The sequence below is a fragment of the Saccharomonospora cyanea NA-134 genome (genome assembly GCF_000244975.1).
Lineage (GTDB): Bacteria > Actinomycetota > Actinomycetes > Mycobacteriales > Pseudonocardiaceae > Saccharomonospora > Saccharomonospora cyanea.
Genome location: NZ_CM001440.1, coordinates 3,228,762 through 3,243,818, shown reverse-complemented (window position 1 = coordinate 3,243,818; position 15,057 = coordinate 3,228,762). Strand labels below are relative to the sequence as shown.

The 15,057-nt window shown below is 68.7% G+C and carries 8 protein-coding genes; 7 read left to right on the top strand and 1 reads right to left on the bottom strand.

From position 1 onward, the window contains the following. Positions 1-7 precede the first annotated feature (7 nt). The 7 genes from SACCYDRAFT_RS15160 (at position 8) to SACCYDRAFT_RS15130 (ending at position 14,551) form a co-directional block, all read left to right on the top strand. Complete coding sequence (locus SACCYDRAFT_RS15160; protein ID WP_232283684.1) at positions 8-3,346, top strand: glycosyl hydrolase family 95 catalytic domain-containing protein; 3,339 nt, start codon at positions 8-10, stop codon at positions 3,344-3,346. A gap of 217 nt (positions 3,347-3,563) precedes the next feature. Continuing rightward, on the top strand, positions 3,564-4,595 hold the full coding sequence (locus SACCYDRAFT_RS15155; protein WP_005457382.1) for a multicopper oxidase domain-containing protein: 1,032 nt from the start codon (positions 3,564-3,566) through the stop codon (positions 4,593-4,595). A gap of 43 nt (positions 4,596-4,638) precedes the next feature. Beyond that, the gene (locus tag SACCYDRAFT_RS15150; RefSeq protein ID WP_005457380.1) at positions 4,639-8,655 is read left to right on the top strand and encodes a ThuA domain-containing protein; all 4,017 of its coding nucleotides are present in this window, start codon (positions 4,639-4,641) and stop codon (positions 8,653-8,655) included. A 29-nt stretch (positions 8,656-8,684) separates the two neighbouring features. Further along, positions 8,685-10,283, top strand: a complete 1,599-nt coding sequence (locus SACCYDRAFT_RS15145) for an OmpL47-type beta-barrel domain-containing protein (RefSeq protein WP_005457378.1) — start codon at positions 8,685-8,687, stop codon at positions 10,281-10,283. A 165-nt stretch (positions 10,284-10,448) separates the two neighbouring features. Then, positions 10,449-11,639 carry an RtcB family protein gene (locus SACCYDRAFT_RS15140; RefSeq protein WP_005457376.1) on the top strand — a complete coding sequence of 397 codons (1,191 nt, stop codon included), beginning with the start codon at positions 10,449-10,451 and terminating at the stop codon, positions 11,637-11,639. A gap of 184 nt (positions 11,640-11,823) precedes the next feature. Then, the gene (locus SACCYDRAFT_RS15135; protein WP_005457374.1) at positions 11,824-12,624 is read left to right on the top strand and encodes a DUF2382 domain-containing protein; all 801 of its coding nucleotides are present in this window, start codon (positions 11,824-11,826) and stop codon (positions 12,622-12,624) included. A 631-nt stretch (positions 12,625-13,255) separates the two neighbouring features. Further along, positions 13,256-14,551, top strand: coding sequence for an MFS transporter (locus SACCYDRAFT_RS15130; protein ID WP_005457372.1), 1,296 nt, complete (start codon positions 13,256-13,258; stop codon positions 14,549-14,551). 2 nt (positions 14,552-14,553) lie between these two features. Here the strand turns inward: SACCYDRAFT_RS15130 and SACCYDRAFT_RS15125 are convergent, their stop codons facing one another. Further along, positions 14,554-14,964: a DnaJ family domain-containing protein gene (locus SACCYDRAFT_RS15125; protein WP_005457370.1), complete on the bottom strand. Its 411-nt coding sequence runs from the start codon at positions 14,962-14,964 to the stop codon at positions 14,554-14,556. Positions 14,965-15,057 lie beyond the last annotated feature (93 nt).

The window sequence follows — 15,057 nt, the reverse complement described above, 5'->3', positions numbered from 1 at the left end:
CGCTGCCGTGACAGCGACGACGTTGACCGTGGCAACGGCGGGTCTCCCGGCACTCGGTATGACCGCCGGTGCCGAGACCTCCGACGTCCGGGAGTCCCACGAGGACCTCACTCTCTGGTACGACGAACCCGCCTCCGACTGGGAGTCGGAGATTCTCCCGATCGGCAGCGGGGCACTCGGCGCGGGCGTGTTCGGCGGGGTGGCCACCGAGCGGCTGCAGTTCAACGAGAAGACGCTGTGGACGGGCGGACCCGGGTCGGCCGGGTACGACTTCGGCAACTGGAAGGAGCCGCGACCGGGAGCCATCGAGGAGGTCCAGGAACGCATCGACGCCGAGCAGCGGGTCGACCCGGAGTGGGTCGCGAGCAAGCTCGGGCAGCCGAAACAGGGTTACGGCGCGTACCAGACCTTCGGCGAGGTGCGCGTCAGCGGAGCCGAACCGCAGGAGGTCACCGACTACCGGCGGTACCTCGACATCGCCGACGCCGTGGCGGGCGTGTCGTACGAGGCCGACGGTGTCCGCCACACCCGCGAGTACTTCGCCACCGCGGCCGATGACGTGATCGTCGCGCGCTTCTCGGGTGACGAGACGGGGGCGGTGGACGTCACGGTGGGTGTCACCGCGCCTGACAATCGGTCGAAGAACGTCACCGCGAAGGACGGCCGCATCACCTTCGCGGGCGCGCTCGACGACAACGGCCTGCGCTACGAGGCCCAGCTCCAGGTGCTCACCGAAGGGGGTTCACGCACCGACAACCCCGACGGATCGGTCACCGTGGCCGACGCCGACACGATGACACTCGTGCTCGCGGCGGGCACCGACTACTCCGACGAGTACCCGGCCTACCGCGGTGACGACCCGCATGCCGCCGTCACCGAACGCGTCGACGCGGCGGTGGCCGAAGGCTACGACGCGCTGCGCGCCGCGCACGTCGCCGACCACCGCGAGCTGTTCGACCGGGTCTCGCTCGACCTCGGCCAGCGGATGCCCGACCTGCCAACGGACGAACTACTCGCCCGCTACCGCGACGGTGGACTCGCCGCCGAGGAGCGGAGGGCGCTGGAGGCACTGTACTTCCAGTACGGGCGGTATCTCCTCATCGCGTCGTCGCGCCCCGGCTCGTTGCCCGCGAACCTGCAGGGGGTGTGGAACGACTCGACGTCCCCACCGTGGAGCGCCGACTACCACGTCAACATCAACCTGCAGATGAACTACTGGCCAGCCGAGGTCACGAACCTCTCCGAGACGACGGACCCGCTGTTCGACTACGTCGACTCGCTGGTGGCACCCGGCGAGGTCACGGCGAGGGAGATGTTCGACAACCGGGGCTGGGTGGTGCACAACGAGACCACGCCCTTCGGCTACACGGGTGTGCACGACTGGGCGACGGCGTTCTGGTTCCCTGAGGCGGGGGCGTGGCTGGCCCAGAGCTACTGGGAGCACTACCTGTTCACTCGGGACGAGACGTTCCTCCGGGAGCGCGCCTACCCGATGCTGAAGTCGCTGTCGCAGTTCTGGATCGACGAACTCGTCACCGATCCCCGTGACGGCAAGCTCGTGGTGAACCCCAGCTACTCGCCCGAGCAGGGTGACTTCTCGGCAGGGGCGTCGATGTCGCAGCAGATCGTGTGGGACCTGCTCACCAGCACCGCCGAGGCCGCCGAGCTGGTCGGCGGCGAGGAGGCGTTCCGCTCCGAGCTCGCGGGCACACTCGCCGAACTCGACCCGGGACTGCGGGTCGGCTCGTGGGGCCAGTTGCAGGAGTGGAAGGAGGACTGGGACGACCCGAACAACCAGCACCGGCACGTGTCGCACCTGTTCGCCCTGCACCCGGGACGCCAGATCGACCCGTACTCCGAGCCCGAGTACGTTGAGGCCGCCGAAAGGTCCCTGATCGCCCGTGGTGACGGCGGAACGGGATGGAGTAAGGCATGGAAGATCAACTTCTGGGCGCGGCTGCTCGACGGTGACCACGCCCACAAGATGCTGTCGGAGCTGCTGTCCCACAGCACGCTGCCGAACCTGTGGGACACGCATCCGCCGTTCCAGATCGACGGGAACTTCGGTGCCACGGCGGGCGTCGCGGAGATGCTGGTGCAGAGCCACCGGGGTGTCGTCGACGTGCTGCCCGCGCTACCGGGTGAGTGGAGCACGGGTTCGGTGTCGGGGCTGCGGGCGCGTGGTGACGTCACCGTGGACGTCGACTGGGCGAACGGAGTGGCGACGCGGGTCGCGCTGGAAGCCGGGCGGGACGGTCAGCTCAAGGTCCGCAGTGGACTGTTCGCCGGCCGGTTCCGTGTCGTCGACGCCGAGACCGGCCGGACCGTGGACGTGAAGCGCGACGGCCAGGAGATCACGATCGACGCGAAGGCCGGACGCACGTACGTGGCGACGACCCGCGTCGAGGTGGCGCTGTCCGCGCCCGACCGGGTGGAGGACGGCACGCCGTTCACCGTCACGGCCACGGTGGCGGCCGCCGACCGCACGGTGCCGGCGAGCAGGCTCGGGCTCACCGTGCCGGAGGGGTGGACGGTCACGCCCGCCGAGCACGCGCTGCGGCCCGTCAAGGCCGGACGGTCGACCACCGTGTCGTTCGAGGTCGTACCGAAGGCGGGGGAAGGCGACACGGCGAGGGTGCGTGCGGTGCTGCACGGCGACGGCTGGCAGGCCTCGGCGGCCCGAATCGTCCACATCGAACCTCTGCCGCCGTGCACACCAGCGTCCGGGGGTGTGCTGCTGGTGGCATGGGACCCCGAGAAGGGGGCGGTGATGACCGACGCCTCGCCGTACGGGCGGGACGCGCGGGTGGAGGGCGAGGTCACGTACACCGAGGAGGCCCCGACCGAGAGCGGGCTCGTGCTCGACGGGCGAACCCATCTCCGGTCGGAGCCCATCACGCTCGGTTTCCTGCGGGAGGCGACCTTCGCCGCCGAAGTCAAGGTGACGTCGTCGGGCTCGTATCGCAGGCTCTTCGACTGGCAGCCCAGTGGCGATCCCGGTGACGACGGGGTGCTGGTGGACCTGACCCCCGCGAACACCGTGCGGTTCATCGGGGCGGGCCGTAACGTGACGACCGACGCGGTGGTGCCGACCGGCCGCTTCGTCGACCTTGTGGTCACGATGAGTGACAACGGGGAGATCGTGGTGTACGTCGACGGTGAACGGGCCGGTTCGGCGCGCGTGCCCGACGACGGGATCAACGGCTGTGCGACCCGGGAACTGCGGTTCGCGGCGGACCAGAACGGTGGTCAACGACTGACGGGCGTGGTCGACCGCATGGCAGTGATCGCCGAGAGTCTGTCCGTTTCCGAGATCGCGTCCTGGAAGGAGCGCGCGTTCGGCTGAGTGTGAAACCCCGGTGAGGCGGGGATCGCGGGAGACGGTCGTCCTCGTGATCCCCGCCTCTTCGTGTGGCGATCGGCTGTGTGGTCTAGACCGTTTGGCCTAGCGACTTCTGCTTTTTTACGTCGGAAGTTGGACGTTTTTGACCGTAGATATTTACGTCCACGTCAGAAGTGTTTACCGTCCCGACGGAAACCCATGTCGCTGGAGGCACAGACCCATGACTGGTAGGCAGGCACGGTTCCCCCGGGTAGGACAGGTGTCCCGTCGTTCGATGCTGGCCGGTGCCGCGGCCGGTGTGGTCGCACCCGTGGCCGCCGCGGCGCTCGGCGGCCCCTCCGCCGCGGCGGCTCCGGGCAGGAGCAAGCCGGGTGGCCAGGGAGAGACCAAGCGCATCACCGTCTACGCCGAGGAGCTTCCCAGCGGCCTCTACGGTTACGGACTGGAGCCGGGCAAGGCGACCGTTCCCGGGCCGACTCTGGAGATCTGGGAGGGTGACACCCTCGAGATCGAACTCGTCAACAACACCGACCGTCGGCTGTCCATCCACCCGCACGGTGTGGACTACGACACCGCCTCCGACGGCAGCCCGATGAACGACTCGTTCAACGAACCCGGCGAGACGCGCACCTACGTATGGCGGACACGTCCGCAGTCACAGGGGCCCGACGGCTTCTGGCGACCCGGCAGCGCGGGCTACTGGCACTACCACGACCACGCTCTCGGAAGCCCGCACGGCACCGAGGGCATCGCGAAGGGACTCTACGGCGCGCTCGTCGTGCGGCGAGAGGGCGACCTCCTGCCGGACCGGCAGCACACGGTCGTCTTCAACGACATGACGATCAACAACAAGATGGCGCCGCACGTTCCCGTGCTGGAGGCCAACCTCGGGGAACGCGTGGAGTTCATCGCCATCGGGCACGGCAGCAACTTCCACACCTTCCACCTGCACGCCCACCGCTGGGCCGAGAACCGCACCGGCTACCTCCAGGGCCCGGACGACCCGAGCCGCATCGTCGACAACCGCGACCTGAACCCTGGCGACTCGTTCGGGTTCCAGGTGATCGCCGGTGACGGCGTGGGGCCGGGCGCCTGGATGTTCCACTGCCACGTGCAGAGCCACTCCGAAGGCGGGATGTCCGGTGTCTTCCTCGTCCGCAACGCCGACGGCAGCATGCCCGAGGGCGCTCAGGAGGCGATCGACCGCTACCACCAGCACGGCGGTGGCCATCACACGGCCACCGGTCGCTGACATGTCGAACTGGCCTGCAACACCCTTTCAGTGAGGAGTAGAGATGGGTCGAAGGAGATTGTCAGCTCTACCCCGCAACGGGCGTGCGAGACCGACGCCGTTGCGGCGCACGATGGCGGTCGCCACGGGGATGGCGCTGGTCTTCGGACTCGCGTCGGCCCCGAGTTTCGGAGCGCCCGCGCTCCAGGAACAGGCCGCGAAGCCCGGGAAGACCGCGGACACCGCCGAGGCGGCGGCGTCGGTGCTCGTCTTCCACGGTGCCGCCGACGAACAGGACGACCCGGTGGAACGCGCCGCCGAGGCCATCGGTGAACTCGGCGCCGTGAGCGGTATCGAGGTGGACGTCACGACCGACCCGGCCGCGTTCACGAGCGAGAACCTGAGTGACTACCGCGGTGTGGTCTTCCTCTCGGCCCACGGCTCCGAACTGGACCAGTCGCAGGAAGCGGCCCTGCGGGACTACATCGGTAACGGTGGCGGCTTCCTCGGCATCCGCGACGCGGCGAGGGCGCAGGAGCGGTCGGAATGGTTCACCGGCCTCGTCGGCGCGCGACCCGCGGGCGCCCGCCCCACCCCCGCCGAGGTCGCGAACGTCAGCGCCAGCGGGGAGAACGCCCCCAACGAGTCCGCGGCACACGCGGTGGACGGCAAGGACGACACCAAGTGGCTGGCGTTCGACAGCTCGGCGTGGTTGAGCGTCGAACTCGCCGAACCCGCGGCCGTGTCGCACTACGCGCTGGTCTCGGCGAACGACTTCCCCGGCCGGGACCCGAAGGACTGGACGCTGCAGGGCTCGAACGACGGGCAGACCTGGACGGACCTGGACTCCCGGTCCGGGGAGGACTTCCCGAACCGGTTCCAGCCGAAGCAGTACCGCTTCGACAACGACACCGCCTACGCCCACTACCGGCTGAACATCACGGCGAACGACGGCGAGGACGCCACTCAGCTCGCCGAGTTCGAGCTCTACACGGGGAACGAGACCCCGCCGGAGGAGATCCGGGCCCAGGAAGCGGTGGTCAGTGTCGTCGACCGCCAGCACCCGGCCAACAAGGGTCTTCCGCTGACGTGGAAGCGCACCGACAAGTGGCTGAACTGGGAGACGAATCCGGTCGGTGAGGTCCACACCGTCGCGCAGGTCCAGGAGCACACCTACGACCCCGGCAACACCGCCAACGGGCCTTTCCACCCGATCTCGTGGTGCCACGACTACGAGGGCGGCCGGTCGTTCTACACCGCCATGGGTGGCACCGAGGACAGCTACGGCGAGAAGAACTTCCGAGGGCATCTGCTCGGCGCTCTCGAGTGGACCACCGGACTGGTCCGCGGTGACTGCCAGGCCACCATCGCGTCGAACTACGAGATCGAGCGGTTGACCGAGGAGAACCTCCCCGGAAGGCTCAACCAGATCGGTGAGCCGCACGGCCTGACCATCGCCGACGACGGCACGGTCTTCTACGTCGGCAAGGCCGCGTGCGCCACGGGCCCGATCCCGAGCTGGGAGGACGAGAACGTCGGCCTCGGCTGCGGGACCATCCACCAGTGGGACCCGGAGACGAAGCGGGTGAAGCAGCTCGCCTCCCTCGACGTGTTCGGCAACCGCGGCAGCGGTGACGAGCTCGTCAAGACCGAGGAGGGCCTGCTCGGCATGGAGCTCGACCCGGACTTCGCCTCCAACGGCTGGATGTACGTGTACTGGATGCCGTACGAGTCGATCGACACCGACAAGCGTATCGGCGAGCGTACGGTCTCGCGGTTCACCTACGACCACGACACCGCCACCATCGACCTGGACAGCCGCAAGGACCTGCTGGCGTGGGACACGCAGATCCACTCGTGCTGCCACGCGGGCGGTGGGATGGCGTTCGACGACGAGGGCAACCTCTACATCGCCACCGGTGACAGCAACTCCTCCCAGGGGTCCGACGGCTACTCGGGAAACAACTGGACCAAGGAGTACAAGGGCGTGTCGTTCCAGGACGCCCGCCGCACCTCCGGTAACACCAACGACCTCAACGGCAAGATCCTGCGGATCCATCCCGAGGACGACGGGACCTACACGATCCCCGAGGGCAACCTGTTCCCCGAGGCCGAGGACCCCGGTGACAAGACCCGCCCCGAGATCTACGTCATGGGTGTGCGCAACCCCGCTCGCATCCAGATCGACGCCAAGCACGACTGGCTGACCGCGGCCTGGGTGGGTCCGGACGCGTTCGAGCCGAACCCCGACCTGGGGCCGGCGAAGTACGAACACGCCACGATCATCACCTCCGCGGGCAACCAGGGTTGGCCGTACTGCATGGGCGACAAGCAGCCGTACCGCGACCGCAGCAACGAGGACGCGAACGTGCTGACGGGCTGGTACGACTGTGACAACCCGAAGAACACCTCGCCCCGCAACACCGGCCTGGAGGACCTGCCGCCGGTCAGGAACAACATGATCTGGTACTCGCCGCAGGGCGGCGGTCCGGTGTTCCCCGACCGGGAGGACGGCAGCGGTGTGCCGACCTACGAGCTGGACGATGCCACGTACACGTGGCCGTACCTGAAGGGCGGCGGCCAGGCGGTCATGTCGGGCCCCACGTACTACAGCTCCGAAGTGGACACCGGAAGCGGTGTGGCGTGGCCGTCGTACTGGGACGGCAAGTGGTTCATCGGGGACCAGTCGAACGCGAACAACCGCATCGCGGTGACCGTCGACCCGGCCACGGTGGACGACGGGACTCCGCCGCCGTTCGCCGAGGACCTCCGGAAGATCATCCCCGGTGGCGGGGGACCGAACGAGTTGCAGCAGTGGATGGACGCCGAGTTCGGTCCGGACGGTGCGTTGTACCTGCTCGACTACGGCGGCGGTTTCTTCAGTCTGACAGACAACCAGAAGCTCGTCCGGGTGACCTACCACGGCGGTCCGGCGACACCGGCTCCGGCGGCGCAGGCGTACACGGTGCAGAACAAGCCGCTGACGATCGGTTTCAACGGAGCGCGTTCCGGTGGCGTGTCCTACAAGTGGGACTTCGGTGACGGTGCCACCTCGACCGAGGCCAACCCCAGGCACACCTATGCCGAGGTCGGCAACTACACCGCGACCCTGACGGTGACCTACGCCGACGGGGAGAAGGCCACGGTGAAGACCGACGTGGCGGTGGAGTGCGCGGTGCCGGACACCGGCCGCACGGTTCGCTACCGGGACGACGACACGGGTGTGACCAACCACGAGGCCGCGGGAGGCTGCACGGTCGACGACCTGATCGACGACGAGAGCGGCTGGTCGGACAACGGCGCGTTCGTCGCCCACGTCCGGGACGTCACCAAGAAGCTCGATCAGGACGGCGTCATCAGCAAGGCCGAGGCGAACACCCTCGTCAAGGCGGCCAGGAACTCGGGGATCGGTGCCGACGGTGACACCGGTTACGTGGCGCTCTTCGACGGGACCCCGCAGTCGCTGCAGGGCTGGCAACAGGCACCCAGTGGCGAGTTCGAGCTGCAGCCGGACGGGTCCCTGCGCGCCGACGGTGGGCTCGGCATGCTGTGGTACTCGAAGAAGGCGTTCGGGGACTTCTCGCTGAAGCTGCAGTTCCGGGACGTCGCACCGGGCGATCATCGTGCCAACAGCGGTGTGTTCGTGCGGTTCCCCGACCCGCGGACTCCGCTGAAGGACAGGCCTGCGACCAGTTGTGGAACGCGTGGTTCCGCCAAGGACTCGCAGGCGTGGGTCGCGATCTACTGTGGACATGAGATCCAGATCTACGACGGGAAGTCGGGCGAGCCGCAGAAGACCGGGTCGGTCTACAACTTCGACCAGGTCTACCACGGGCGCGCCGGTGTGACACCGAAGGAGCAGTGGAACGACTACGAGATCCGTGTGGAGGGGCAGCACTACACGATCATCCGCAACGGCAAGGTGATCAACGAGTTCGACAACACCCCGGGCAAGCAGTCCTCCCGGGACGGCGACCCGGCGACCGGTCTGCGCCAGTTCGTCGACGGGTACGTCGGGCTCCAGAACCACGGTGGTGACGATGTGATCGAGTTCCGCAACATCCGGGTGCGGGAACTGTGAGACGCGCGGCCCGAGAAGTGGAGTCAACGATGATCCGGCGGTTAGTGACGAGCCTGCGGGCTCGACGCACGAGTTCGGTGCGCGGGGCGGTGGTCGCCGCCCTCGCCACCTCGTTGATCGCCCTCTGGCTGGTGCCGGCGGGTGCGGTTCCGGGGGCTGGCGGGGCTGGCGGGGAGGACACAGCTTCCTCCTCGGCCCAGCAGGTGCTCACCTGGACCGCGGACGACAGCGTGACGGAGTACGCCTCCGCGCCGACGACGGCGGCGCCGGGGCCGACGACCATCGTGTTCGAGAACAGCGCGGCCACCGGCAACACGACCGGCATGTCGCACACGCTGACCTTCGACACGTCGTCACCGGAGCACAACAACGACGTCCAACTGAACATCGTCGCCAGTCCCTTCGACGCCAACGGGGGCCGGTACGAGGTGGACGTGGTGCTCTCACCCGGGACCTACCGGTACTACTGCACGATCCCCGGACACGGGCAGATGCAGGGCGTGCTCGTGGTCACCGAGGGCGGCGGTAGCGAGGACACCACTCCACCTTCGGTGACCTCGGAGGTGGCCGGTGACCGGGACGGGGACGGCAACTACGTCGGTTCCGCCACGGTGAAGGTCACGGCCGAGGACCCGGAGTCCGGTGTGGAGAGTGTCGAGTACGAGCTCGACGACACCGGTTTCCGGCCCTACACCGAACCCGTGACCGTCACCGAGCCCGGTGACCACACCGTGCAGTACCGAGCCACCGACGGCGCTGGCAACACCTCGGAGACCGGATCGGTGACCTTCACCGTGGTCGCGGGTGATCCGAACGACACGGCACCTCCGGAGGTGTCCGCCTCGGTCAGCGGTGACCGGGACGGGGACGGCAACTACGTCGGTTCCGCCACGGTGGAGGTCACGGCCGAGGACAGTGGGTCCGGTGTGGACACCGTCGAGTACGATCTCGACGGTGCCGGTTTCAAGCCCTACACCGAGCCGTTGACGGTGGCCGAGCCCGGTGATCACACGGTGCGATACCGGGCCACCGACCACGCGGGCAACACCTCCGAGGAGGGATCGGTCACCTTCACCGTCGTGGAAGTCGACGAGGGGGACACCACGCCGCCCGAGGTCACGGTACAGCTCACCGGATCCATGAACTCGGAGTGGAAGTACGTGGACTCCGCCACGGTGTCGCTGTCGGCCAACGACCCCGACTCGGGTGTGCGGTTCCTGCGCTACTCCCTCGACGGCGGTTCCTACACGCCTTACGGGGAGCCGGTCGTGGTCAACACCCCGGGTGAGCACACGGTGCTCTACCACGCCATCGACCATGAGGGGAACCGGTCGGAGGACGGCAAGGTGACGTTCACCGTCGTCGCCGCCGAGGGTGACGCCTGCCCGGCTTCGGACATCCGCTCCACGGTGATGATCGGTGGACACGACAGCACCGTCGAGAACGTCGACACCGGTAACGGCTGCACGATCAACGACATGCTCGCCTCACACACCGGGCACCACGGTCACGGCGGTCCGGCTGAGCGCGCGGTGGAGCTGGCCGGTCAGCTCGCCGCCGACGAGGTGATCTCCGACGCGGAGAAGCGGCGCATCCTCCGAGCCGCGGAGCACGCACGTAGCCGGTAACGGTCGGCACACCGCGGGTACGCGGACCGTGCCCGTCGCAAGCACCGCGTTCCCGAGGCGACCCGACGCCTCGGGAACGCGGTGTACTCGCGTCCGGAAATGATGTTGCCGTCGCCTGCGGCGATCGGGGATGGTGAACGTCGTAACGGACGTGAGGTGGTGAGCGTGTACACGACGATCAAGGGCGCCAGGACGGACATTCGCCTGTGGACCGACCCGGAGACGGTGGAGGAGGCCGCGATGCGGCAACTCCGTAACGTCACCACACTGCCGTGGATCCACGGGCTCGCCGTGATGCCCGACGTGCACTACGGAAAGGGCGCGACCGTCGGCAGCGTCATCGCGCTGCGCGACGCCGTGTCTCCCGCGGCCGTGGGCGTGGACATCGGCTGTGGGATGTCGGCCGTGCGCACCTCGCTGACCGCTTCGGAACTGCCCGACGACCTGAGCACGCTACGGAGGCGGATCGAAGCCGCCGTGCCGGTGGGCTTCGATCTGCACCGCAGGCCGGTGGATCCGGCGAAGGTCCCCGGCCTCGGCGGCTGGAACCCGTTCTGGTCGGCGTTCTCGTCACTGCACCCTTCGGTGCACAAGCTGCTCGACCGTGCGCGGCGGCAGGTCGGCACGCTCGGCGGCGGAAACCACTTCATCGAGGTGTGCCTCGAACAGGGTGGCGAGGACGAGGGACGGGTGTGGCTGATGCTTCACTCGGGGTCACGGGGCATCGGCAACGAACTCGCCAAGCGCCACATGGACATCGCGAGGTCGTTGCCTCACAACGCCGACCTGCCCGACCCGGACCTGTCCGTGTTCGTGGCGGGCACTCCGGAAATGGACGCGTACCGTCACGACCTGTACTGGGCGCAGGAGTACGCGGCGCGCAACCGGGCCACCATGTTGGCGCTGGTTCAACGGGCGTTGGCCGAAACCGTGCCGGGTGTGCGGTTCGAGAAGCCGATCTCGTGTCACCACAACTACGTCGCCGAGGAACGCTACGACGGCGTCGACGTGATGGTGACCCGCAAGGGGGCGATCCGCGCGGCCGAGGGTGACCTCGGCATCATCCCCGGCAGTATGGGCACCGGTTCCTACATCGTGCGTGGACTCGGCAACGAGGCGTCCTTCCGGTCGGCCTCCCACGGCGCGGGCCGCAGGATGAGCCGGACGAAGGCGCGCAAGCAGTTCAGTGCCGCGGATCTCGCCGAGCAGACGCGGGGTGTCGAGTGCCGTAAGGACGTCGGCGTCGTCGACGAGATCCCCGCGGCGTACAAGGACATCGATTCGGTGATCGCGGCGCAGACCGACCTGGTCGAGGTGGTGGCACACCTCAAGCAGGTGGTGTGTGTGAAGGGCTGACCGCCCCTGACGACGGTCCGTGCCCGGTCGTTGCCTCTGGCGAGCGGCTCACCCACCCATGTGGGTGGTTGGTTGCGAGGCTGGTTTTCCCTGCCGGTGAGGGGTGAACGCCTGACGCAGGGTTGGACGGTTCCGCAGTTCGATCCTCCCCGTGATCACACCAACGTGAAGGGAGGCAGCGATCGTGGCAACGACACTGCGTCCGGAGGAACTGGTCGACAATGCCGTTGTCGACGTCGATGGCCGCAAGATCGGTAAGGTCGGCACGGTCTATCTGTCGGACGAGTCACGGCAGCCGGAGTGGGTCACCGTACGGACCGGCCTCTTCGGACAGAAGGAGAGCTTCGTCCCCCTGCAGGGCGCCCACATGGAGTCCGACGGTGTCCACGTGTCGGTGTCCAAGGACCAGGTCTCCGACGCTCCGCGCACCGACACCGACACCGACCTCACCGGCGAGGAGAGCGCAGAGTTGTATAGCCACTACAACCTGCCTGCCCCCAGGGCCGCGATGCCGGAGGAGACCGGCACCTCCGGAACGGCCGAAACCGCCGGAACGACCGGTGAGGGGGGCCGACCCGGTGACACGGGTATGCCGCGTTCCCGCGCGGAAGGCGAGTCGATGACGCGTTCCGAGGAGCGGCTGCGCGCGAGCACCGAGAACGTGGAGACCGGCAGGGTACGCCTCCACAAGTACGTGGTGACCGAGGAACAGCAGGTGACCGTGCCGGTCTCGCACGAGGAGGTCCGCCTCGAACGGGAGCCGGTGACGGGGGCCGAGCGCGGCACGACGCACGACATCGGTGAGGAGGAGCAGGAGGTCACCCTGCACCGCGAGGAACCGCATGTCACGAAGGAGAGCGTGCCCGTGGAGAAGGTCCGTCTCGGTAAGGAGAAGGTCACCGAGGACGAGACGATCTCGGGCGAGGTCCGCAGGGAGAAGTTCGACATCGAGGAGGAGCGCGGGCGAGGCGGCTCCGAGCGCTGACGCGCTCCGACGACGTCGTCCGGTGACGGCCACAGGCGTGACTTCCCTCCTCCGCATGTGGCCGTCGCCCCTCCCGTCGTGTCCGCGGTTCCCGCACGCGTGTCCGCACTTTCCGTACGCGTCTCGCGCTCTCGTAGAAGCGCCAACACGAGCACGTACAGGTAGGTTCGCCGCTCCCTCGGTTCCGGCGGTTCCCTCTCGGCTGTGAGCCGTCTCGCGTGGTTGCCCGGACCGTCCGAGGGAGGGCCCGCGCCGTAGGCCGCGGGCACGTGACGGTGCGTCTCGCGCTGCCGGGGTTCGCCGTGTCCGGTCGATCACGAGGGGTCCGGGTGGTACCGCCCGTAGCGGGTTGCCCCCTTGTCCGGAAACGACTGAGGTGGCCTCCGGCACGTTCGTCCCGGTCTAAACCTGATTGTTGGCATCGCCACACAGGGGAAGTGAGGACACGTCCGGGAGCCGCTGGGTAGCGTGATGACGCCGATGGCCGGCGAGTGCTCGACGACGACACCGCTCGGCCGGGTTCACACTGCTGTCGATGCGGTGGACGCCGTGCCCCTCGCGCCCCCGACGCGCGAGTGCGGGCCGCGCCCGCCCGGAGGGATTGAACATCTTGCGGCGAGATCTGCCGCCGATGCTGCGTGCGTTCTCCAACCGGAACTACCGGCTGTGGGCACTCGCGGACCTGGTGTCGGTCACGGGGACCTGGATGCAGGTGCTCGGCCTGAACTGGGTCGTCATGGAACGCACCGGATCGGCGACGTCCGTGGGGCTGTCGGTGGCGCTGTCCACGCTGCCCGCGATGGTGTGCGGCCCGTGGGCCGGCGCGCTGGCCGACCGGGTGTCGCCGCGACGCATCATCCTGGCGGGCGAGAGTCTGCACGTGATCATCGCGGTGTCGCTGGCACTGACCGTGTGGAGCGGTCTGCCGCTGGCCGTGTTGTTCGGCCTGACGGCCGCGGCCGGACTCGTGGGAACGTTCGAGGGGCCCGCGCTCGGCCGGTTCGCGAGTCAGGTGGTGCCCCGGTCCGACCTCGGCAACGCTCTGGCCTGGAACTCGGTGACGAACTCGGTCGGCCGCGTGCTGGGGATGAGCCTGGCCGGGGTGCTGGCGGCGGTGATCGGTGAGCCCGCGCTGTTCTGCCTCAACGCCGTGAGCTTCGCGGCCGTCATCGCCACCGTGCTCCTGATGCGCCCGGCGCAGTTCCACCCCCTCGCCGTGAGCGCGCCGGAGCACGCCGGGGTGCGGGCAGGCCTGCGGTACCTGCGGACGCAGCACGTGTTGCTGGTGCTGTTCGCCCTGGGTTTCGTGCTGTCGTCGCTGGGACGCAACTACCAGGTGACGATGGCCGCCATGGCGGAGGGACCGCTGAGCGCGGGATCCGCGGGCTACGGCACCTTGTCGTCGGTGTTCGCCGTCGGCACGGTGCTCGGCGGGCTGGTCGCGGCCCGCATCGGAAACTTCACCCTTCCCGTCCTGCTCGTGGCGGCGGGGGTGACGAGTGTTCTGCAGGCGATCAGCGGTTACGTCCCCGGTCTGGCCGGGTTCGCGCTGGTGCTGGTGCCGATCGCGGCCGGGGCGGTGGTGATCGACACCGTGAAGAGCACGCGCCTGCAGTTGGACGCCGCCGACAGCATGAGGGGCCGTGTGTTGGCGGTGCAGGGGACAGTCGCCGGGGGCGCGGGAGCACTCGGGGCACCCGCCCTCGGCTGGCTGTCCGAACGGCTCGGCCCGCAGGAGGCCCTTCTCGTCGCCGGTCTGGCCACCCTGCTGGTGACCGGGGCGGCGGCGCTGGTGCTGCGGTCGCTGTCGCGGCGGCCCGACGCCGTCCCGGAGCCCGCCCCGCAGCCGGTTCCGGTGCCTGCCATGGCCGCAGCGGACGAACCGGACGGCAGGCCGGGGCCTGCGCAGCCGCTGACCCCGGCGTGAGCTCAACGGTTCGTGCGGCGGGACTCCCGCCACGTGCGGACGACCGCCTCGATGTCCAGCGGGCCGAGCCGCAGCAGCGGGCCGACCTGTGGTGCGGCGTGCGCCCGGCGGATGCGTTCGTCGGGCGCCTCCACGAGCCTGCGGACCTCGCGTTCGTCACGTTGCCGCACCAGCCGCTCCGGAAGCCGTTCGACCTCTTTCGGCAGTGCGAGCGACGGCGGTAGCAGGGCGGTCGCGTCGAGGTTCTCCTTCTCCAGTTTCCGGGCCACCCATCCGAGTTCACCGTCGTTCCTGCGGGGCAGTGGCTTGCCCGCGCCGGGCAGGTCGTCGAACTCCCCGCGCTCGACGGCCCGCCGGATCTGCCGCTCCACCCACGTGTCGAACGACATACCGGGAGGCTTGCGTTCGGTCATGGGACGACGGTAACGCGGGCGCGCGGGTTCCCCGCCCTTTGGCGGGTTCCTACAAACTCCTGTGACGCGTCGTGGTGAGTCCGATCATTCCCG

Bases quoted from the DNA above. Each gene is read 5' to 3' on its own strand.
- SACCYDRAFT_RS15145 (WP_005457378.1), top strand. From the start codon at position 8,685: ATGATCCGGCGGTTAGTGACGAGCCTGCGGGCTCGACGCACGAGTTCG.
- SACCYDRAFT_RS15155 (WP_005457382.1), top strand. From the start codon at position 3,564: ATGACTGGTAGGCAGGCACGGTTCCCCCGGGTAGGACAGGTGTCCCGT.
- SACCYDRAFT_RS15150 (WP_005457380.1), top strand. From the start codon at position 4,639: ATGGGTCGAAGGAGATTGTCAGCTCTACCCCGCAACGGGCGTGCGAGA.
- SACCYDRAFT_RS15125 (WP_005457370.1), bottom strand. From the start codon at position 14,964: ATGACCGAACGCAAGCCTCCCGGTATGTCGTTCGACACGTGGGTGGAG.
- SACCYDRAFT_RS15130 (WP_005457372.1), top strand. From the start codon at position 13,256: ATGCTGCGTGCGTTCTCCAACCGGAACTACCGGCTGTGGGCACTCGCG.